Here is a 20,607-nt window from a genome sequence, read left to right on the forward strand (position 1 = left end):
CCGTCCAGACCGGAGTTTCCGTACATGTCCATGACCCCCGCGAGATCGTCCACGAACTCAACCGCCACATCATCGGCCAGGACGACGCCAAGCGCGCCGTGGCCATCGCCCTGCGCAACCGCTGGCGGCGCATGCAACTGCCGGTCGAGCTGCGCGCCGAGGTGACGCCGAAGAACATCCTGATGATCGGCCCGACCGGCGTCGGCAAGACCGAGATCGCCCGCCGCCTGGCCAAGCTGGCCAACGCGCCCTTCCTCAAGGTCGAGGCCACCAAGTTCACCGAGGTGGGTTATGTGGGCCGAGACGTCGAATCGATCATCCGCGACCTGGCCGACGCCGCCGTGAAGATGATGCGCGAGCAGGAGATGCACAAGGTGCGCTTCCGCGCCGAGGACGCCGCCGAGGACCGCATCCTCGACGCCCTGCTGCCGCCGGCCCGCAACGGCTTCGGCGACGAGCCGCAGCGCGAGGACTCCAACACCCGGCAGCTGTTCCGCAAGCGCCTGCGCGAAGGCCAGCTGGACGACAAGGAGATCGACATCGAAGTGGCCGAAAGCCCCGCCGGCGTCGAGATCATGGCCCCGCCCGGCATGGAGGAGATGACCAGCCAGCTGCAGAATCTCTTCTCCAACATGGGCAAGGGCAAGCGCAAGAGCCGCAAGCTCAAGGTCAAGGAAGCGCTGAAACTGGTGCGTGACGAGGAAGCCGCGCGCCTGGTCAACGAAGAGGAACTCAAGGCCCGTGCCCTGGAAGCGGTGGAGCAGAACGGCATCGTCTTCATCGACGAGATCGACAAGGTCGCCAAGCGCGGCAACGTCGGCGGCGCCGATGTCTCCCGCGAGGGCGTGCAGCGCGACCTGCTGCCGCTGATCGAAGGCTGCACCGTCAACACCAAGCTGGGCATGGTCAAGACCGACCACATCCTGTTCATCGCCTCCGGCGCCTTCCACCTGTCCAAGCCCAGCGACCTGGTGCCCGAACTGCAGGGCCGCCTGCCGATCCGCGTGGAGCTCAAGGCACTCTCGCCGGAGGACTTCGAGCGCATCCTCACCGAGCCGCATGCCTCGCTGACCGAGCAGTACAGCGCGCTGCTGAAGACCGAAGGCCTGAACATCGAGTTCGCGCCCGAAGGCATCAAGCGCCTGGCCGAGATCGCCTGGCAGGTCAACGAGAAGACCGAGAACATCGGTGCCCGCCGCCTGCACACGCTGCTGGAGCGCCTACTGGAGGAAGTCTCCTTCAGCGCCGGCGACCTGGCCGCCCAGCACGACGAGAAACCGATCCTGATCGACGCCGCCTACGTCAACAGCCACCTCGGCGAGCTGGCGAAGGACGAAGACCTGTCGCGGTATATTCTCTGACCGCAGCCTCAAGCCCCAAGCTGCAAGCGGCAAGCACCACGCCTCTTGCAGCTTGAAGCTTGCCGCTTGGAGCTATCGCTATGCGCCTCCCCACCTCGATCGAATTGCACAAAGCCTCCCGCACCCTGGTGCTGGGCTATGGCGATACGCGCTACAGCCTGCCAGCCGAATTCCTGCGGGTGCATTCGCCGTCGGCCGAGGTGCAGGGCCACGGCAAGCCGATCCTGCAGTACGGCAAGTCGCGGGTCGCGCTCACCGGTGTCGAACCGGCGGGCAACTATGCCCTGAAACTGGTCTTCGACGATGGCCACGACAGCGGCCTCTTCACCTGGGATTACCTCTTCGAGCTCGCCACCCGCCAGGACGAACTCTGGAAGGACTACCTGGAGCAGCTTGCAGCCGCCGGCCGCTCACGCGATCCCGACGAAAGCGTCGTCCGCCTGATGCTCTGATCCGGTGCACCGGCCAGCCCCCTTCTGGCCAGGCCGCACAAGGTTAGAGCGCATTTTCTAGAACCCCGCGACATACTCCCTCCGCGCGCGCCCGTCCCCGGGCCAGCTTGCGCAAATCCACAAACTCGGGTAACCAAGAACTGGCAGGTTCCATGCATTTGGCAACCACAGGTTCATAGAAATCGGCGAAGTTCTCTTCGCACCCCCGGTAACCCGAGCAGTACCAGGCACGCTTAACTGTCCCGTACAGCAGTCACCCGGTATCCGCCTCTGGACAATGGAGCGTCGTAGATGAGCAACAAGAACAATGAAGACCTGCAGCGACAAGCCTCGGAGAACACCCTGGGCCTGAACCCGGTGATCGGCATCCGCGGCAAGGATCTGCTGACCTCCGCGCGCATGGTCATGCTGCAGGCCATCAAGCAGCCCTTCCACAGTGCCAAGCACGTCGCCCATTTCGGGGTCGAGCTGAAGAACGTCCTGCTCGGCTCCTCCGCCTTGCAACCCGAAGCCGACGACCGTCGCTTCGCTGACCCGGCCTGGAGCCAGAACCCCCTCTACAAGCGCTACCTGCAGACCTACCTCGCCTGGCGCAAGGAACTGCACCAGTGGATCGAGCACAGCGACCTGTCCGCATCCGACACCAGCCGCGGCCACTTCGTGATCAACCTGATGACCGAAGCCATGGCCCCCACCAACACCATGGCCAACCCGGCGGCGGTGAAGCGCTTCTTCGAGACCGGCGGCAAGAGCCTGCTCGACGGCCTCTCGCACCTGGCCAAGGACCTGGTGAACAACGGCGGCATGCCCAGCCAGGTGAACATGGACGCCTTCGAGGTCGGCAAGAACCTCGCCACCACCGAAGGGGCGGTGGTGTTCCGCAACGACGTGCTGGAACTGATCCAGTACAAGCCCATCACCGAGCAGGTGCATGAGCGCCCGCTGCTGGTGGTGCCACCGCAGATCAACAAGTTCTACGTCTTCGACCTGTCCCAGGAGAAGAGCCTGGCGCGCTTCAACCTGCGCAACGGCATCCAGACCTTCATCGTCAGCTGGCGCAACCCGACCAAGGCCCAGCGCGAGTGGGGCCTGTCGACCTACATCGAAGCGCTCAAGGAAACCATCGAGGTGGTGCTGAAGATCACCGGCGCCAAGGACCTCAACATGCTCGGTGCCTGCTCCGGCGGCATCACCACCGTCGCCCTCCTGGGCCATTACCAGGCGATCGGCGAGCACAAGGTGCACGCCTTCACCCAACTGGTCAGCGTGCTCGACTTCAACCTCGACACCCAGGTCGCGCTGTTCGCCGACGAAACCACCTTGGAAGCCGCCAAGCGCCGCTCGTACCAGTCCGGCGTGCTCGAAGGCAAGGACATGGCCAAGGTCTTCGCCTGGATGCGCCCCAACGACCTGATCTGGAACTACTGGGTGAACAACTACCTGCTCGGCAACGAGCCGCCGGTGTTCGACATCCTCTACTGGAACAACGACACCACGCGCCTGCCCGCCGCCTTCCACGGCGAGTTGGTGGAGATGTTCAAGACCAACCCGCTGACCCGCCCCGATGCACTGGAGGTCTGTGGCACCCCGATCGACCTGAAGAAGGTCACCTGCGACTTCTTCTGCGTAGCCGGCACCACCGACCACATCACCCCCTGGGAAGCCTGCTACCGCTCCGCCCGCCTGCTGGGCGGCAAATGCGAGTTCGTGCTGTCCAACAGCGGGCACATCCAGAGCATCCTCAACCCCCCGGGCAACCCCAAGGCGCGCTTCTCGACCAACAGCGAAATGCCGGCGGACCCGAAGGAATGGCAGGAGAACGCCACCAAGCACGCCGACTCCTGGTGGCTGTACTGGCAGACCTGGCTGGCGGAGCGCTCGGGCAAGACCAAGAAGGCCAGCTTCACCCTCGGCAACAAGGCGTACCCGGCCGGCGAGGCATCGCCCGGGACCTATGTCCACGAACGTTGATCGCGCGGCTCGCGCATTGCTGCCCTGGCACCCGGACGTGCCGACCTGGCCCACCGCCAAGACCGGCGGCGGCCTGAACCAGGCTTGGCCTGGCGCTACAGGGAGGCCCCTCGCGGGTGCCTCCCGTCGTTTCAATCCATAGGGGCCAGCGCATGCCGCAACCTTTCGTCTTCCGCACCATCGACCTCGATGGCCAGACCATCCGCACCGCCGTCAGGCCAGGCAAGGACCACCTGACGCCGCTGCTGATCTTCAACGGCATCGGTGCCAACCTCGAGCTGGTGTTCCCCTTCGTCCAGGCGCTGGACCCGGACCAGGAGGTGATCGCCTTCGACGTCCCCGGTGTGGGTGGCTCGTCGACCCCGAGCAAGCCCTATCGCTTCCCCGGCCTGGCCAAGCTCGCCGCACGCATGCTCGACTACCTGAACTACGGCCAGGTCAACGCCATCGGCGTGTCCTGGGGCGGCGCCCTGGCGCAGCAGTTCGCCCACGACTACCCCGAGCGCTGCAAGAAGCTGATCCTCGCCGCAACCTCGGCCGGCGCGATCATGGTGCCCGGCAAGCCCAAGGTGCTCTGGCGCATGGCCAGCCCGCGACGCTACATCCAGCCGTCCTACGGCGTGCACATCGCCCCGGACATCTACGGCGGCGCCTTCCGCCGCGACCCGACCCTGGCCATGGCCCACGCCAGCAAGGTGCGCTCCTCGGGCAAGCTCGGCTACTACTGGCAGCTGTTCGCCGGCCTCGGCTGGACCAGCATCCACTGGCTGCATCGCATCCGCCAACCAACCCTGGTCCTGGCCGGCGACGACGACCCGATCATCCCGCTGGTGAACATGCGCATGCTCGCCTGGCGCATCCCCAACTCGGAACTCCATGTCATCGACGACGGCCACCTGTTCCTCGTGACCCGGGCGGAGACGGTGGCGCCGATCATCATGAAGTTCCTCGCCCAGGAGCGTCAGCGCGCGGTCATCCATCCGCAGCCCATGCAACTGCGCAACCCTTGAAGCCCGCGTACACCGGTGGCTCCGCTCCATGTTGGGGCGGCGGCACCGCGTTGGCCCTTGCAGGAGCCCGTTGTAACGAACTTGAATTTCCAGCGCAGTAGTCTGGAATGCACCTATTGCGCTCAGTGGTACGAGCCTTGCCTAACCCTCCTTGACGACGGATTGATTACGGAGTGTTGCCCCCATGCGAGAGAAACAGGTGTCGGGTGCCTTGCCGGTCCCCGCTAACTACATGAACGCGCAGAGCGCGATCGTCGGCTTGCGAGGCAAGGACCTGGCCTCCACCGTCCGCACCCTTGCCCTGCAGGGGGTTAAGCACCCCGTGCACAGCGCCCGGCACGTACTCGCCTTCGGTGGCCAGCTCGGTCGCGTGCTGATGGGCGACACCCCGCACAAGCCCAATCCCCAGGACGCGCGCTTCGCCGATCCCTCCTGGAGCCACAACCCGTTCTACCGTCGCGGCCTGCAGGCCTACCTGGCCTGGCAGAAACAGCTCTACGCCTGGGTCGAGGACAGTGACCTCAGCGATGACGACCGCGCCCGCGCGCGCTTCGTCCTGGCACTGGTCAGCGACGCCATGGCGCCGTCCAACAGCCTGCTCAATCCCCTGGCGGTCAAGGAGCTGTTCAACACCGGCGGCTTGAGCCTGATCAACGGCGTGCGCCACCTGTTCGACGACCTGCTGAACAACAACGCGATGCCCAGCCAGGTCAGCAAGCACGCCTTCGAGATCGGGCGCAACCTGGCCACCACCTCCGGCTCGGTGATCTACCGCAACGAGCTGCTGGAGCTGATCCAGTACAAGCCGATGAGCGAGAAGCAGTACCTCAAGCCCCTGCTGATCGTCCCCCCGCAGATCAACAAGTTCTACATATTCGACCTCTCGCCGGAGAAGAGCTTCGTCCAGTACGCGCTGAAGAACGGCCTGCAGGTGTTCATGGTCAGCTGGCGCAACCCCGATGCCCGCCACCGCGAATGGGGCCTGTCCACTTACGTGCAAGCGCTGGAGCAGGCGGTCGACGTGGCCCGTTCCATCACCGGCAGCAAGGACGTCAACCTGATGGGGGCCTGCGCCGGGGGCCTGACCATCGCCGCCCTGCAGGGCCACCTCCAGGCCAAGCGCCAGTTGCGCAAGGTCAGCAGCGCCAGCTACCTGGTGAGCCTGCTGGACAGCCAGGTCGACAGCCCCGCCGCACTCTTCGCCGACGAGCAGACCCTGGAAGCGGCCAAGCGCCGCTCCTACCAGCACGGCGTGCTGGACGGCCGCGACATGGCCAAGATCTTCGCCTGGATGCGCCCCAACGACCTGGTGTGGAACTACTTCGTCAACAACTACCTGCTGGGCCGCCAGCCACCGGCCTTCGACATCCTCTACTGGAACAACGACAACACCCGGCTGCCCGCCGCACTGCATGGCGACCTGCTGGACTTCTTCAAGCACAACCCGCTCACCCGCGGCGGTGCGCTGGAAATCTGCGGCACCCCGATCGACCTGCAGAAGGTGACCGTGGACAGCTTCAGCGTCGCCGGCATCAACGACCACATCACTCCCTGGGACGCGGTCTACCGCTCGGCACGCCTGCTCGGCGGCGAGAGCCGCTTCCTGCTGTCCAACAGCGGGCACATCCAGAGCATCCTCAACCCGCCGGGCAATCCCAAGGCCAACTACCTGGAGAACGGCAAGCTCAGCTCCGACCACCGTGCCTGGTATTACGACGCGAAGAACGTCCAGGGCAGCTGGTGGCCCGAATGGCTGAGCTGGATACAGGCGCGCTCGGGGGAGCAGCGCGAGACCCTGGTCGCCCTCGGCAACCAGGCCCACCCACCCATGGAGGCAGCACCCGGCACTTACGTGCACGTGCGCTGAAGACGTTCGGCTGGCCGGGGCGCACCCGGCCGGCCGCATGCAACGACGACAAGAAGACTGGATGAAGACCCGAGACCGGATACTCGAATGCGCCCTGATGCTGTTCAACCGCGAGGGCGAGCCCAACGTCACCACCCTTGAAATCGCCACCGAACTGGGCATCAGCCCGGGCAACCTCTACTACCACTTCCACGGCAAGGAACCCCTGGTGATGGCGCTGCTGGAGCGCTTCCAGGATGAGCTCGCGCCCCTGCTCGACCCACCCGAGGACGTGGAGCTCGGCGTCGAGGACTACTGGCTGTTCCTGCACCTGATCGTCGAGCGCCTGGCACAGTACCGCTTCCTCTTCCAGGACCTGTCCAACCTCGCCGGGCGGCTGCCCAAGCTGGCCCGTGGCATGCGCAACTGGCTGAATGCCCTCAAGCGCACCCTGGCCTCGCTGCTGGCACGGCTCAAGGCGCGGGAACGACTGGTCAGCGATACCGAATCCCTCGGCCAGTTGGTGGAGCAGATCACCCTCACCCTGCTGTTCTCGCTCGACTACCAACGCATCCTCGGCAACGAAGGAGAAGTGCGCCTGGTGGTGTACCAGATCATGATGCTGGTGGCCCCGCACCTGCAGGACGAATCACGCCAGGCCGCCGAACGCATGGCCCGGCGCTACCTGGAGGCCTGAAACGCAAACGCCCGGCGCAAGGCCGGGCGTCTGTGGTCCCTGGAGATCAGGACTGGCTGGGCGTGCTCGCCGGAGCGGCCGGTGCCGGAGTGGCGGCCGGGGTGCTCGGTGCAGCGGCCGGAGCCGGGGTCGCGGCCGGGGTCGCCGGCTTGGCGGCTGCCGGTTTCGGCGCAGCGGCTTTCTTCACCGCAGGCTTCTTCGCAGCAGGTTTGGCAGCGGGCTTCGCCGCAGGCTTGGCAGCGGCTGCGGGCTTGGCCGCCGCCGGCTTCGCCGCAGGTTTGGCTGCTGCCTTCGCAGCGGGTTTCGCGGCCGGCTTCGCAGCAGGCTTGGCGGCGGCCTTGGCTGCCGGTTTGGCGGCGGCGGTCTTCGCTGCAGGCTTCGCAGCGGCCTTCGCGGCCGGCTTGGCTGCCGGTTTGGCGGCAAGCTTGGCAGCCGGTTTGGCCGCAGCGGTCTTCGCAGCCGGCTTGGCGGCGGGTTTCGCTGCTGCCTTGGCGGCAGGCTTGACCGACTTGGCGGAGACGCCGGTGAGCTTCTCGATCTGCCGGGTCAGGCTGTCGACCTTGCTGTTCAGGTCCTTCACTTCGTTACGGCTGGGCACGCCGAGACGGGAGATGGCACTGTTCAGGCGCTTGTCGAACGCCTCTTCCAGCTCGCTCCACTTGCCGATCGCCTTGTCCTTGACCTCATCGACCTTGGACTTGGCGGAGCCGACGCGTGAACCAACGCGGGACTTGACCGCATCGACCTGCTTGTCGACTTCGGTCTTGGCCTGTTTTTCAGCCTTCTCACCGTCCTTGACCAGCGCATCGAACAGCTTGGTGCCGTCGTTGCTGACCTTCGAGTAGGCCCCCAAGCCAGCCAGCCAGATCTGGCGCGAGTATTTCTCGATCTCGCCGATCCAGGAGTTGGTTTCTTTCGTGGTTTTTTTCTTACCAGCCATCCTGCTCTCCTTATTTGGTTCGCGCGACGTGCTCGAGCAACGCGCTCAGCTCATCAAGCTTAGCAGAGAGTGCCTCAACGTCCTGTCGCGAGGGAATACCCAGGCGATTGAGGGCGACGGCGACACGGTTGTCGAACGCCTTTTCGATCTTGTCGAGCTGCACTTCGACCTTTTCCTTCACGCCGGTGACCGAGCCCTTCACGCTGCCCTTCACCGAATCGATCTGGCTGTTGGCGGCTTCGACGCGCGCATCGACGGCCTTGCGGCCCTGCTTCTCGACACCCTCGCCGGCCTTCACCAGGTCACGCAGGTAGTCGGCGCCTTCCTGCCCGGCCTTGGCGTAGGCACCCAGGCCGGCCAGCCAGATCTTGCGGGCATAGAGACGGACATCGGAAAGGACGGTGGTCTTGCTTGCTTCGACTTTCTTCTTGACGACGGCTGCTTTGGCCATGGTGCACCTCACTCGGATAATGGAGGACTCGCCCTTTCTCAGGGCTTGGGGTGCACGTTAGCGAGGAAAATTAGAAACCGCATACTAGCCGCGGGTAGGGTCCGGTCGGCCGGGGCGCCGCGTGGAGCCCGTGATGGCGAAGCCGTTGCAGCCCCGCCGGAACCGGCATCCCCGACGCAGCGGGGATGCCGCTGGAACACTCAGACCAGGTACTCGTCCAGCGCCTTCTCGATCTCGCGCTTGATGCTGCCGCTCATGGCCGAGAGCAACAGGCCCAGCTTCACCTCGACGTTGACCTTGTCGTCGCTGACCTCGATCTGCCCGTCGGCACCGCTGCGCTTGAACTCCAGGGTGTCGCCACGCCACTGGTAGCGCACGTCGTACTCGCGGGCGAGGCGCTCGGCGAGCTGCTCGGCCTTGGCCCTGACAGCGGTGCGACCCAGGCTGTGGGAACGTTCGACATTGATGCGGGCCATGGGCCAACTCCTGACTGCGACTTATGGTCGCGCGACTATAGCAGGCCGGCCCTGGGCCCTGGCGAACCGGCACCGCTCGGGGCCAAGACAAAGCAGGGCAACCGCGCCTAAAATGGCCGCCAATTTCTTCCGGGGCAGCGACATGAACGATCCGCGCAAAGGCAGCGATGCCGAACCCACCACCCACTTCGGCTACCAGAGCGTTCCCGAGAGCCAGAAGGCCGACAAGGTCGCCGAGGTGTTCCATTCCGTGGCCGCCAAGTACGACCTGATGAACGACCTGATGTCCGGCGGCGTCCATCGGCTGTGGAAGCGCTTCACCATCGAGCTCTCCGGCGTGCGTCCGGGCAACCGCGTGCTCGACATCGCCGGCGGCACGGGCGATCTCACCCGCCAGTTCTCGCGCCTGGTCGGCCCGACCGGCGAGGTGGTACTGGCCGACATCAACGCCTCGATGCTCAAGGTCGGTCGCGACAAGCTGCTGGACAGCGGCGTCGCCGGCAACGTCAGCTTCGTCCAGGCCGACGCCGAGCAGCTGCCCTTCCCCGACAATCATTTCGATGTCGTCACCATCGCCTTCGGCCTGCGCAACGTCACCCACAAGGACGCCGCCCTGCGCTCCATGCTGCGCGTGCTCAAGCCCGGTGGCCGCCTGCTGGTCCTGGAGTTCTCCAAGCCCACCAGCGGCCTGCTGTCCAAGGCCTATGACGCCTACTCCTTCAGCCTCCTGCCGCTGATGGGCAAGCTGATCACCAACGACTCCGAGAGCTACCGCTACCTGGCCGAGTCGATCCGCATGCATCCCGACCAGGAAACCCTCAAGGCCATGATGGTGGAGGCCGGCTTCGAACGCGCCACCTACCACAACATGACCGGCGGCATCGTCGCCCTGCACCGCGGCATCAAGCCCTGATGCTCACCCAGGCCCTGCTCGCCGGCGTCGAACACGGCATCAACCGCGTCCTCAGGCTCGACGGCACCGCGTTGCCACGCCTGTCGCGCCTCGAAGGCAAGGTGATCGAGATCGACTGCCTGGCCCCCGCCCTGCAGCTGTTCATCCTCCCCGGGGGCGACGGCCTGCAACTGGCCGCGAACTGGGCCGCCCCGGCCGATTGCCGCCTGCGCGCGCCGGCCGCCAGCCTCCTGCGCCTGGCCCTCAGCCGCGAGAAGACCGCCGTCCTGCACCGCCCGGAAGTCGAGCTGGACGGCGACAGCGCCGCGCTCATGGAGCTCGCCGGCATCCTCCAGGACCTCGAACTGGACTGGGAGTACGAACTGTCACGCTGGCTCGGCCCGGTCGCCAGCCAGCTGCTCGGCGCGCACGTCCGCAGCCGGGTCGACTGGACCGCACAGAGCCTCGACAGCCTGCGCCTGAACCTCGCCGACTACCTGGCGGAGGAGTCGCGCACACTGGTCGGCCAACGTGAGGCGGATGCCCGCTTCGCCGAACTGGACCGCCTCAAGGTCGACCTCGACCGCCTCGACGCCCGCATCGGGCGCCTGACCCAGAAAAGCAAACCCAACGCATGAAGCTGCTCGCCGTCCGCCGTCTGCTGCGCATCCAGAGCGTGGTCATCCGCTACCGCCTCGATGACCTGGTCTTCGACCTGCCGCTGCCCTGGTGGCTGCGCGCCCTGAGCTACCTGCTGCCCTGGCGCTGGCTCCCGCGCAAGCGCCTGGAGCTCTCCCGCGGCGCGCGCCTGCGCCTGGCGCTGGAAGGCCTCGGCCCGATCTTCATCAAGTTCGGCCAGTTGCTGTCCACCCGCCGCGACCTGCTGCCGCCGGACATCGCCGACGAGCTGGCACGCCTGCAGGACCAGGTCCCGCCCTTCGACCCCGCGCAGGCCGTGGCACGCATCGAGGAGCAGCTCGGCGCCCGCGTCAGCGAGGTCTTCGCGCGCTTCGACGTCGCCCCGCTGGCCTCCGCCTCGGTGGCCCAGGTCCACGCCGCGCAGCTGAAAAGCGGCGAGGAAGTCGTGGTCAAGGTGATCCGCCCCAACCTGCGGCCGGTCATCCGCCAGGACCTCGCCTGGCTGTTCATCCTCGCCCGCGTCGCCGAGCGCCTGTCCAGCGACGCCCGCCGCCTGCGCCCGGTGGAAGTGGTCAGCGACTACGAGAAGACCATCTACGACGAACTCGACCTGCTCCGCGAGGCGGCCAACGCCAGCCAGCTGCGGCGCAACTTCGAAGGCTCGCCGCTGCTCTACGTGCCCCAGGTGTACTGGGACTGGTGCCGCCCCAAGGTGCTGGTGATGGAGCGCATCTACGGCGTCCCGGTCACCGACCTGGCGACCCTCGCCGACCAGCGCACCGACCTCAAGCTGCTGGCCGAACGCGGTGTGGAGATCTTCTTCACCCAGGTGTTCCGCGACAGCTTCTTCCACGCCGACATGCACCCCGGCAACATCTTCGTCAGCAACCGCCAGCCCTGGAACCCGCAGTACATCGCCATCGACTGCGGCATCATCGGCAGCCTCACTCCAGAGGACCAGGACTACCTGGCACGCAACCTCATCGCCTTCTTCAAGCGTGACTACCGCCGCGTCGCCCAGCTGCACATCGACTCCGGCTGGGTGCCCGCCGAGACCCGGGTCAACGATTTCGAGGCGGCCATCCGCACCGTCTGCGAGCCGATCTTCGAGAAGCCGCTCAAGGACATCTCCTTCGGCCAGCTGCTGCTGCGCCTGTTCCAGACCGCGCGCCGCTTCAACATGGAAGTGCAGCCGCAACTGGTGCTGCTGCAGAAGACCCTGCTCAACATCGAAGGCCTCGGTCGCCAGCTGTACCCGGACCTCGACCTCTGGAGCACCGCCCAGCCCTACCTGGAGCGCTGGATGCGCGAGCGCATCAGCCCCAGGAGCCTGCTGCACAACCTGCAATCCCAGGTCGAGCAGGTGCCGCACCTGGCCAACATGACCCGCGACCTGCTGGAGCGCATGAGCCAGCCCCATGCCGCCGATCCCCCGCCGCCCTGGCACAGGCCCCGCGACAGCCTGGCCCTGCGCCTGATCGGCGCCGCCCTGCTGGTGGGCGCCGCCACCCTCGGCCTGGAGCAGCATGCGGCGGCCTGGCCCGCCTGGCTGATGCTGGCCGGTGGTCTGTATCTGGTATTGCGCCGATAGCCAAGCCTGCGCCGGCGCTGGCACACTAACCGCCCCGGTCAGGCCACGCATGGGCGCCTGACCCGCTCGTGGAAGCACAAATGAACGACTGGCTTGAACAGATCCACTGGAATGCGGACGGCCTGGTCCCGGCGATCGCCCAGGACCACAAGACCGGGCGCATCCTGATGATGGCCTGGATGAACCGCGAATCCCTGGCCCTGACAGTCGCCGAGAACCGTGCCATCTACTGGTCACGCTCGCGCGGCAAACTGTGGCGCAAGGGCGAGGAATCCGGCCATGTGCAACGCCTGCACGAGCTGCGCCTGGACTGCGATGCCGACGTGCTGGTGCTGATGGTCGAGCAACTCGGCGGCATCGCCTGCCACACCGGCCGTGAAAGCTGCTTCTACCGCGTCTTCGAAAATGGCGACTGGAAGACCGTCGACGCGGTCATCAAGGACCCCGATGCGATCTACCACGCAGGACATACGCATGAGTGACACCCTCACCCGCCTCGCCGAGGTCCTGGAGGCGCGCAAGGGCGCCGCTGCGGACTCCTCGTACGTGGCCAGCCTGTACCACAAGGGGCTGAACAAGATTCTCGAGAAGGTCGGCGAGGAATCGGTGGAAACCATCCTGGCCGCCAAGGACGCCGCCACCAGCGGCGACTGCAGCGATCTGATCTACGAAACCGCCGACCTCTGGTTCCACAGCCTGGTCATGCTCGCCGCCCTCGGCCAGCACCCCCAGGCCGTTCTGGACGAACTGGATCGTCGCTTCGGCCTGTCCGGGCACGCTGAAAAAGCCGCCCGCCAGCCTTCCGCATAACGCATTAGCCTCAGGAGCAAACCATGGGTATTTTCGACTGGAAACACTGGCTGGTCATTCTGATCGTCGTCGTCCTGGTATTCGGCACCAAACGCCTGAAGAACCTCGGCTCCGACGTCGGCGAAGCCATCAAGGGCTTCCGCAAGGCGATGAACACCGAGGAAGACCAGAAGGCCGAGCAGGCCGCCGCCCAGCCGCAGGCACAGCAGCCCGGCGCCCCGCTGAACCAGCCGCACACCATCGACGGCCAGGCGCAGAAGGTCGAAGAGCCGGTAGTGCGCAAGGACTGACCCAGCATGTTCGGTATCAGCTTTGGTGAACTGCTGCTGATCGGCCTGGTGGCGCTGCTGGTGCTCGGCCCCGAGCGCCTGCCCGGTGCCGCCCGCACCGCCGGCCTGTGGATCGGCCGCCTCAAGCGCAGCTTCAACGCCATCAAGCAGGAAGTGGAACGCGAGATCGGCGCCGACGAGATCCGTCGCCAGCTGCATAACGAACAGATAATGGCGCTGGAGAAGCAGATCAAGGAGAGCATCGTGCCTCCCGCTGCGGAACCCGTGCCCACGCCGGCCGCCCCGCAGCCTGCGCCCGAGGCCGCGCCAGCAGTGGCGGCCGAGTCGAGCCCCGCCGTACCGGCCGCTGACGCCTTAGCGGCCAGCGCACCCGTCGTCGCGCCCATCGAACAGCCACAGCCGCCACGCCCCCTATGAGCGATCAGAAGCCGGAACTGGACCAGGAAATGCCCCTGGTCTCGCACCTCACCGAACTGCGTACCCGCCTGCTGCGCTGCGTGGCCGCGATCTTCCTGATCTTCGCCGGGCTGTTCTACTTCGCCCAGAAGATCTACACCCTGGTCTCCGCCCCGCTGCGCCAGTACCTGCCCGAAGGCGCGACCATGATCGCCACCGACGTGGCCTCGCCCTTCCTCACGCCCTTCAAGCTGACCATGGTGGTGGCGCTGTTCCTCGCCATGCCGGTGATCCTGCACCAGGTCTGGGGCTTCATCGCGCCCGGCCTGTACAAGCACGAGAAGCGCATCGCCATGCCGCTGCTGGTGTCCAGCATCGTGCTGTTCTACGCCGGCATGGCCTTCGCCTACTTCCTGGTGTTCCCGCTGATCTTCCACTTCTTCGCCAGCGTCACCCCCGAGGGCGTGTCGATGATGACGGACATCAGCAGCTACCTCGATTTCGTCATGACCCTGTTCTTCGCCTTCGGCGTCGCCTTCGAGATCCCGGTGGCCGTGGTGCTGCTGATCTGGATAGGCGTGGTCGATGTCAGCTACCTGAAGAAGATCCGCCCCTACGTGATCATCGGGTGCTTCGTGGTGGGCATGGTCCTCACCCCGCCGGACATCTTCTCCCAGACCCTCCTGGCCATCCCCATGTGGCTGCTGTTCGAAGTCGGCGTGTTCTTCGGCGGGTTGATCCGCAAGCGTGGCGACCATCCCGAGGACAGCACCGACGAGCCCGGCGACCAGCCGCCCGCCACCCAGCCGTGAACCTGCTGCTGCTCGAAGAGGGCGACCTGATCGCCCCTGATCGTGCCCTGTTGCAGGGCCGCCGCCTCAGGCACCTGCACGAGGTGCACCGCGCCGAGGCCGGTGACAGCCTGCGCGTAGGCCTGCTCGGCGGCGCCATGGGCGAAGGCCGCCTGCTGAGCCTGGAGGCCGACCGCGCCGAGCTGCAGTTCAGCCTGGAGCAGGCCCCGCCGGCCAAGCTGCCGATCACCCTGCTGCTGGCCCTGCCGCGCCCGAAGATGCTCCGTCGTGTGCTGCAGACCGTCGCCGCCATGGGCGTACCGCGCCTGGTGCTGCTCAACAGCTACCGCGTGGAAAAGAGCTTCTGGCAGACCCCCTTCCTCGAGCCCGCCGCCATCCGCGAGCAGCTCGTCCTCGGCCTGGAACAAGCCCGCGACACCGTGCTGCCCGAGGTGGTGATCGAGAAGCGCTTCAAACCCTTCGTCGAAGACCGCCTGCCCGCGCTGGCCGCCGGCACCCTCGGCCTGGTCGGCCACCCCGGCCCCTGGCCCGCCTGCCCGCGCGCAGTGGACGGCCCCCTCACCCTGGCCATCGGCCCGGAGGGCGGCTGGATTCCCTACGAAGTGGAGAAGCTCCAGGAGGCCGGCCTCGACCCGGTGCAGCTGGGCGAGCGCATCCTGCGCGTGGAAACCGCCGTCACCGCCCTGCTCGCCCGCCTGTTCTGACATCGCAGCCTTCAAGCCGCGCCCGCGCCTGCCGATAACCACGGAACTGCCTCGTTCGCTGGAGAAGTCCTCATGTTCCGCTGGTTCGGCAATATCAGTGTCAACCTCAAGCTGACCCTCGGCTTCGGCCTGGTACTGCTGCTCACGGTGCTCATCACCCTCACCGGCTGGCTGGCCCTCGACGCCACCCTGGAGCGCGGCGACAAGCTCGGCGCCAGCGCCAAGCTCAGCGAGATGACCAAGGACCTGCGCATCGCCCGCCAGGAGTACCAGATCAAGCAGGAGCCGGCGACGGCCGACAGGGTCGACGCCGCTCTCAGGGCGATCGAGGCCTTCGCCCAGGAGCTCGACAAGCAGCTCAGCGATCCCAGGGACCACGACCTCATCGACCAAGAGGAAGCCGCGCTCGGCGCCTACCGGCAGGCCTTCGGCCAGCTCGGCCAGGCCTACCAGGCCCGTGAGGCTTCACGCGCGCAACTCGGCGCCAGCGCCGATGCCGCCGTGCTGGCGATCGGCGAGATCGAGCAGCGCATTCTCTCCGACATCGCCCTGGACGAAGCCTCGCGCCTCGACCAGTACCGCCAGATCAACGAACTGCGCCTCGCCGTGCAACAGGCCCGCTTCCAGGTGCGCGGCTACACCTACAGCAACGACTCCAGCCTGGAGCAGGCCGCCCTCAGCGCCGTGGATACCGCCCTGGCCGGCCAGGCCAAGCTCGGCGAGACCCTCGGGGAGGACGAAGACCTGGCCAAGGTCGCCGCCGGCCTCAAGGCCTACCGCGCCGCCATCGGCGCCTTCCGCAGCGCCACCGATGCCACCCTGGCGCACGCCCAGGCCATGACCACGCAGCGCGACAAGCTGTTGCAGATCAGCAACCAGCTGTTCGAGAGCCAGTCCGCCAAGCGCGAGAGCGAATCCGCCCAGACCCGCACCCTGCTGCTGACGGCCATCGCCATCGCCCTGGCCATCGGCATCGCCGCCGCCGTGATCATCACCCGGCAGATCGTCCTGCCGCTGCAGCGCACCCTGGCCGTGGCCGAACGCATCGCCTCGGGCGACCTGAGCGAAGACCTAAAGGTCGATCGCGGCGACGAACTCGGCCAACTGCAGAAGAGCATGCAGCGCATGACCCTGAGCCTGCGCGAACTGATCGGCCATATCCGTGACGGCATCACCCAGATCGCCAGCGCCGCCGAGCAGCTTTCCGCCGTCACCGGGCAGACCAGCGCGGGGGTCAACAACCAGAAGGTCGAGACCGACCAGGTCGCCACCGCCATGAACGAGATGGCCGCCACCGTGCAGGAAGTCGCGCGCAACGCCGAGCAGGCTTCCGAGGCCGCCAGTTCCGCCGACCGCCTGTCCCGCGAGGGCGAGGTGGCGGTGAACGAGGCGGTCGAGCAGATGGATCGCCTGGCCACCGAAGTGGGCCGCTCCAACGAGGCCGTCGGCCGCCTCAAGCAGGAGAGCGAGAAGATCGGCAGCGTGCTCGACGTGATCAAGTCGGTGGCCGAGCAGACCAACCTGCTGGCCCTCAACGCCGCCATCGAAGCCGCCCGCGCGGGCGACGCCGGGCGCGGGTTCGCCGTGGTGGCGGACGAGGTGCGCGGCCTGGCCCAGCGCACGCAGAAATCCACCGAGGAGATCGAGGAGCTGATCGCCGGCCTGCAGAGCGGCACCCAGCAGGCCGCCAGCCTGATGGACACCAGCCGCAGCCTGACCGAAAACACCGTCGAGCTGACCCGCCGTGCCGGCCGCCGCCTGGGCACCATCGCCCAGGCCGTCTCCACCATCCAGCAGATGAACCAGCAGATCGCTGCGGCCGCCGAGCAGCAGGGCGCGGTGGCCGAGGAGATCAACCGCAGCGTCATCAACGTGCGTGACATCTCCGAGCAGACCGCCTCGGCCAGCGAGGAAACCGCCGCTTCCAGCATCGAGCTGGCGCGCCTGGGCAATGAACTGCAATCGATGGTGTCGCGCTTCCGCGTCTGACAAAACGGCGCCCCGGGGGTAGGATCACGCAGTCGCCCTTCCCCCCAAAGGCCCCGTCATGCGCCCACTGACCATCGACCTCGACGAACTGGCCTTCGCCCTCAACACCGAAGGCCTCGACCACTACCTCGACCTGCTCAGCGGCAAGCTGCTGCTGATCCCCGAGGAAGACCCCGACCCGGAACTGGACGCCCTGCTGCGTGCCGAGCCCGAACGCTTCCTGCTGGTGGAGCCGCTGACACCCGGCGAGAGCCTGCGGCTGATGCAGGAATTCCTCCACGAGGTGTCCCATCCCCACGCCTACACGGCCCTCGAGCAGGCCCTGGCCGGGCGCAAGCCGGTGCGCACCTTCAACCACGTGCTGATGGAGTACCCGGTGCTGCTGCAAGCCTGGCAGGCCTTCGAAGCCGCGCGCCTGCGCGAGCTGGCCCAGGACTGGCTCGAAGAGAACGAGCTGCGGCCGGCCGCGCCGCTGCACTGAACGGTAACCGCACGCCGCCACTCGCCACCCGGCTCATGCCCGCCCTGCGGCACGGCGATCGAAAATGAAAACGGGCCGCATCGCGGCCCTACCCGTTACAGCACCTGGCGCAGGAAGGCTTGCGCGCGCGGGTCCTGTGGCTGGTCGAAGAACTGCGCCGGCGGCGCATCCTCCAGCAACTTGCCATGGTCGAAGAACAGCACCCGGTCGGCCACCTCGCGGGCGAAGCCCATCTCGTGGGTGACACAGACCATGGTCATGCCCTCGACGGCCAGCTGCTTCATCACGTCCAGCACCTCGCCGACCATCTCCGGGTCCAGCGCCGAGGTGGGTTCGTCGAACAGCATCACCTTCGGTTCCATGCACAGGGCACGGGCGATGGCCACGCGCTGCTGCTGGCCGCCGGAGAGGCGCGAGGGGTACTCGTCGACCTTCTGCGAGATGCCCACCTTGGCCAGCAACGCCCGGGCCTTCTCCTCGCGCTCGGCCTTGCCGCGCTTGCGCACGACCTTCTGCGCCAGGCACAGGTTCTCCAGCACCGTCATGTGGGGGAACAGGTTGAAGTGCTGGAACACCATGCCCACCTCGCGGCGGTAGGCGTTCACATCGGTCCTGGGGTTGGCCAGGTCGACGCCGTCGATGCTCACCGAACCGGAATCCAGCGCCTCCAGGCCGTTGAGGCAGCGCAGGAAGGTGGACTTGCCGGAGCCCGAGGGCCCGATCACCACCACCACTTCGCCGCGCTTCACCTGGGTGGTGACGTTGTCGACCGCGCGCACTTCATGGCCACGGGCGTCGAAGACTTTTACCAGCTCACGGACTTCAATCACTTTGCGCAAGCCTCCGTTCCAGGCGGTTGGCGATCTGCGACAGGGGCAGGTTGATCACGAGGTAGAGCGCGGCGACGCAGAACCAGATCTCGAATGTGGAGAAGGAAGTGGTGATCGCCTCGCGGCCGCTCTTGGTCAGTTCGGTGATGGCGATGACCGACACCAGCGAGGTGTCCTTGACCAGGCTGATGAACTGCCCGGCCAGGGGCGGCAGCACGCGCTTGAAGGCCTGGGGCAGGATCACGTGGCGCATCGACTGCCCCGCGGAGAGGCCGAGCGAGCGCGCCGCCTCGTTCTGCCCGCGGGCGATGGACTGCACGCCGGCACGGACGATCTCGCCGACATAGGCGCCGGTGAACAGCGCCAGCGCCGCCACCCCGGCGAACTCGCGGGACAGGTTGAGCACGGTGCCGATGAAGAAATAGAAGATGAAGATCTGCACCAGCAGCGGCGTACCGCGCACCAGCTCGACGTACACGGTGGAGAGGTCGCGCAGGGTGGGGTTCGGCGACAGCCGGCAGAGCCCGGTGAACAGGCCGATGGCCAGGCCGAAGGCACCGGACAGCACGGAGATCCACAGGGTGGTCCAGAGGCCCCAGAGCAGCGGGCCGGCGGCCCAGTGGCGGGTCACCCCGACGACGTCGCCCTCGGCCACGTCATCGCCCTGGGAGACCTGCAGGCTGTCCCTGGCGATCACCAGCTGCTGCTCTTCGCCCGCCTCGTTGACCAGCGTCACCCGGGCGTTGGCGCCCTCCTCGGCGATGGCGTCGACCCGCGCGTATTCGGCGGCGCGCTGGGCTTCTTCGGCGTGGTAGGCGAAGTACTGGGGCACCCGGTTCCAGCGCCACTCGTAGGAGATCAGGGAGGTTGAGTACCAGAGGCCGTAGGCGACCACGACCAGGATCAGGCCGGTCAGTACGTGCCAGGGCCAGGTGCGACGTTGTTTTCTAGTCACGGGCTATCTCTTGCATGGCGGGAGGCCATAGAAGGCAAAAAGGCAGGCCCGGCCTCGTGAGCCGGAACCTGCCGTCTGCAGCGTGAAGCGTCGGGGCTTCGCGGCTGCGGTTACTCCATATCCTTCAGCCAGGCGGTGTTCTTGAACCACTTGGCATGGATGCGATCGTAGGTGCCGTCCTTCTGGATCTGGTGCAGCCAGTTGTTGATCCAGTTGATGCTGTCGTAGTCACCCTTCTTCAGGCCGAAGGCCAGGGGCTCGTAGGTGAAGGGCTCCTCCAGGTACACCAGCTTGCCGGCACCGGCCTTGTTCACCGCGACCACGTTGTAGGGCGCGTCATAGATGAAGGCGTCGGCCTTGCCGTTGACCACGTCCATCACCGCTTCCTGCTCGTTGTCGAAGCCGTTGTACTTGGCCTTGGCGATCAGCTTCTTGGCGACCATCTCGCCGGTGGTGCCGATCTTCGAGGTGATGCGGTACTGGGCGTCGTTCAGGTCCTTGTAGGACTTGATCTTGCCTTCCAGCTCCTTGCGGATCAGCAGCGTCTGGCCGACCACGATGAAGGGCTCGGAGAAGTTGACGCGCAGGTTGCGCTCCTGGGTCAGGGTCATGCCGGAGCCGATCATGTCGAACTTGTCGGTCAGCAGGGCCGGGATGATGCCGTCGTAGCTGGTGGAGACCAGTTCCAGCTTCACGCCCATCGCCTTGGACATGGCCTTGAGCAGGTCGACTTCGAAGCCGACGATCTCGCCGCGCTTGTTGGTCATCTCGAAGGGCATGTAGGTGGGGTCCATGCCGACGCGCAGGGTGCCGCGCTTGACCGCATCATCGACGACGCCAGCGTGGGCCAGGCCGGTGACGGCACAGGCGGAGAGCAACAGGGATGCGAGAAGCTTCTTCATTCTTACTCCTGGTTGGGCAGATCGTTATTGTGTGCAGCCCACGGACGTCGGGCAGGCGCAGAATGCTAACCGCCCGGATCGTGGATGGCGAGTCAGAGGCAAGAAGTACGCC

Annotated in this window: 23 protein-coding genes; 17 read left to right on the forward strand and 6 right to left on the reverse strand. The window is 66.5% G+C overall.

Annotated features, from left to right (window positions below):
• Positions 1-44 precede the first annotated feature (44 nt).
• The 6 genes from hslU (at position 45) to PHLH3_RS27875 (ending at position 7,337) form a co-directional block, all read left to right on the forward strand.
• Positions 45-1,361, forward strand: coding sequence for an HslU--HslV peptidase ATPase subunit (gene hslU / locus PHLH3_RS27850; RefSeq protein ID WP_213630709.1), 1,317 nt, complete (start codon positions 45-47; stop codon positions 1,359-1,361).
• Positions 1,362-1,441: 80 nt separating this feature from the next.
• A complete protein-coding gene (locus tag PHLH3_RS27855) occupies positions 1,442-1,813 on the forward strand; it encodes a DUF971 domain-containing protein (protein WP_213626754.1) in 372 nt (123 codons plus the stop codon).
• Positions 1,814-2,104: 291 nt separating this feature from the next.
• Positions 2,105-3,784, forward strand: coding sequence for a class II poly(R)-hydroxyalkanoic acid synthase (phaC, locus tag PHLH3_RS27860; RefSeq protein WP_213626756.1), 1,680 nt, complete (start codon positions 2,105-2,107; stop codon positions 3,782-3,784).
• A gap of 152 nt (positions 3,785-3,936) precedes the next feature.
• The gene (gene phaZ / locus PHLH3_RS27865; protein WP_021221356.1) at positions 3,937-4,794 is read left to right on the forward strand and encodes a poly(3-hydroxyalkanoate) depolymerase; all 858 of its coding nucleotides are present in this window, start codon (positions 3,937-3,939) and stop codon (positions 4,792-4,794) included.
• A 184-nt stretch (positions 4,795-4,978) separates the two neighbouring features.
• Positions 4,979-6,661, forward strand: a complete 1,683-nt coding sequence (phaC, locus tag PHLH3_RS27870; protein WP_213626758.1) for a class II poly(R)-hydroxyalkanoic acid synthase — start codon at positions 4,979-4,981, stop codon at positions 6,659-6,661.
• A gap of 61 nt (positions 6,662-6,722) precedes the next feature.
• On the forward strand, positions 6,723-7,337 hold the full coding sequence (locus PHLH3_RS27875) for a TetR/AcrR family transcriptional regulator (protein WP_213626760.1): 615 nt from the start codon (positions 6,723-6,725) through the stop codon (positions 7,335-7,337).
• Positions 7,338-7,383: 46 nt separating this feature from the next.
• Here the strand turns inward: PHLH3_RS27875 and PHLH3_RS27880 are convergent, their stop codons facing one another.
• The 3 genes from PHLH3_RS27880 to PHLH3_RS27890 form a co-directional block, all read right to left on the reverse strand.
• The gene (locus PHLH3_RS27880) at positions 7,384-8,277 is read right to left on the reverse strand and encodes a phasin family protein (protein WP_213626762.1); all 894 of its coding nucleotides are present in this window, start codon (positions 8,275-8,277) and stop codon (positions 7,384-7,386) included.
• A 10-nt stretch (positions 8,278-8,287) separates the two neighbouring features.
• Positions 8,288-8,728, reverse strand: coding sequence for a phasin family protein (locus PHLH3_RS27885; RefSeq protein WP_111262815.1), 441 nt, complete (start codon positions 8,726-8,728; stop codon positions 8,288-8,290).
• Between the two features lie 200 nt (positions 8,729-8,928).
• Entirely contained in the window at positions 8,929-9,204 is a 276-nt protein-coding gene (locus PHLH3_RS27890) for a polyhydroxyalkanoic acid system family protein (protein WP_213626765.1), read from the reverse strand.
• A gap of 142 nt (positions 9,205-9,346) precedes the next feature.
• Here PHLH3_RS27890 and ubiE point away from each other — a divergent pair, with 142 nt between their 5' ends.
• The 11 genes from ubiE (at position 9,347) to PHLH3_RS27945 (ending at position 17,808) form a co-directional block, all read left to right on the forward strand.
• Complete coding sequence (gene ubiE, locus PHLH3_RS27895; RefSeq protein ID WP_111262836.1) at positions 9,347-10,117, forward strand: bifunctional demethylmenaquinone methyltransferase/2-methoxy-6-polyprenyl-1,4-benzoquinol methylase UbiE; 771 nt, start codon at positions 9,347-9,349, stop codon at positions 10,115-10,117.
• A complete protein-coding gene (locus PHLH3_RS27900; RefSeq protein WP_173171136.1) occupies positions 10,117-10,734 on the forward strand; it encodes an SCP2 sterol-binding domain-containing protein in 618 nt (205 codons plus the stop codon). Before ubiE ends, PHLH3_RS27900 begins: the two co-directional genes overlap by 1 nt.
• Complete coding sequence (gene ubiB, locus PHLH3_RS27905) at positions 10,731-12,326, forward strand: ubiquinone biosynthesis regulatory protein kinase UbiB (protein WP_213626767.1); 1,596 nt, start codon at positions 10,731-10,733, stop codon at positions 12,324-12,326. The genes PHLH3_RS27900 and ubiB overlap by 4 nt, the downstream gene beginning before the upstream one ends.
• Before the next feature lie 80 nt (positions 12,327-12,406).
• On the forward strand, positions 12,407-12,808 hold the full coding sequence (hisI, locus tag PHLH3_RS27910) for a phosphoribosyl-AMP cyclohydrolase (protein ID WP_213626769.1): 402 nt from the start codon (positions 12,407-12,409) through the stop codon (positions 12,806-12,808).
• Positions 12,801-13,136, forward strand: a complete 336-nt coding sequence (locus PHLH3_RS27915) for a phosphoribosyl-ATP diphosphatase (protein WP_111262810.1) — start codon at positions 12,801-12,803, stop codon at positions 13,134-13,136. The genes hisI and PHLH3_RS27915 overlap by 8 nt, the downstream gene beginning before the upstream one ends.
• 23 nt (positions 13,137-13,159) lie before the next feature.
• A complete protein-coding gene (locus PHLH3_RS27920) occupies positions 13,160-13,426 on the forward strand; it encodes a twin-arginine translocase TatA/TatE family subunit (protein ID WP_173171130.1) in 267 nt (88 codons plus the stop codon).
• Between the two features lie 6 nt (positions 13,427-13,432).
• Positions 13,433-13,843 carry a Sec-independent protein translocase protein TatB gene (gene tatB / locus PHLH3_RS27925; protein ID WP_213626771.1) on the forward strand — a complete coding sequence of 137 codons (411 nt, stop codon included), beginning with the start codon at positions 13,433-13,435 and terminating at the stop codon, positions 13,841-13,843.
• Positions 13,840-14,634, forward strand: coding sequence for a twin-arginine translocase subunit TatC (gene tatC / locus PHLH3_RS27930; RefSeq protein WP_173171124.1), 795 nt, complete (start codon positions 13,840-13,842; stop codon positions 14,632-14,634). The genes tatB and tatC overlap by 4 nt, the downstream gene beginning before the upstream one ends.
• Positions 14,631-15,338 carry a 16S rRNA (uracil(1498)-N(3))-methyltransferase gene (locus PHLH3_RS27935; RefSeq protein ID WP_173171121.1) on the forward strand — a complete coding sequence of 236 codons (708 nt, stop codon included), beginning with the start codon at positions 14,631-14,633 and terminating at the stop codon, positions 15,336-15,338. Before tatC ends, PHLH3_RS27935 begins: the two co-directional genes overlap by 4 nt.
• 72 nt (positions 15,339-15,410) lie before the next feature.
• Positions 15,411-17,327 (forward strand): methyl-accepting chemotaxis protein, encoded by a 1,917-nt coding sequence (locus PHLH3_RS27940; protein WP_213626773.1) that lies wholly within the window; start codon positions 15,411-15,413, stop codon positions 17,325-17,327.
• A gap of 58 nt (positions 17,328-17,385) precedes the next feature.
• The gene (locus PHLH3_RS27945; RefSeq protein WP_213626775.1) at positions 17,386-17,808 is read left to right on the forward strand and encodes a UPF0158 family protein; all 423 of its coding nucleotides are present in this window, start codon (positions 17,386-17,388) and stop codon (positions 17,806-17,808) included.
• A gap of 95 nt (positions 17,809-17,903) precedes the next feature.
• Here the strand turns inward: PHLH3_RS27945 and PHLH3_RS27950 are convergent, their stop codons facing one another.
• The 3 genes from PHLH3_RS27950 to PHLH3_RS27960 all read right to left on the reverse strand — a co-directional run bounded on the left by PHLH3_RS27950 (position 17,904) and on the right by PHLH3_RS27960 (position 20,495).
• On the reverse strand, positions 17,904-18,638 hold the full coding sequence (locus PHLH3_RS27950) for an amino acid ABC transporter ATP-binding protein (RefSeq protein ID WP_213630711.1): 735 nt from the start codon (positions 18,636-18,638) through the stop codon (positions 17,904-17,906).
• Entirely contained in the window at positions 18,631-19,593 is a 963-nt protein-coding gene (locus tag PHLH3_RS27955) for an amino acid ABC transporter permease (protein ID WP_173171113.1), read from the reverse strand. The genes PHLH3_RS27950 and PHLH3_RS27955 overlap by 8 nt, the downstream gene beginning before the upstream one ends.
• 110 nt (positions 19,594-19,703) lie before the next feature.
• Positions 19,704-20,495 carry a transporter substrate-binding domain-containing protein gene (locus PHLH3_RS27960; RefSeq protein WP_111262802.1) on the reverse strand — a complete coding sequence of 264 codons (792 nt, stop codon included), beginning with the start codon at positions 20,493-20,495 and terminating at the stop codon, positions 19,704-19,706.
• Positions 20,496-20,607: the final 112 nt, after the last annotated feature.

It is taken from the genome of Pseudomonas sp. Pc102, from assembly GCF_018408275.1.
Taxonomy (GTDB): domain Bacteria; phylum Pseudomonadota; class Gammaproteobacteria; order Pseudomonadales; family Pseudomonadaceae; genus Metapseudomonas; species Metapseudomonas tohonis.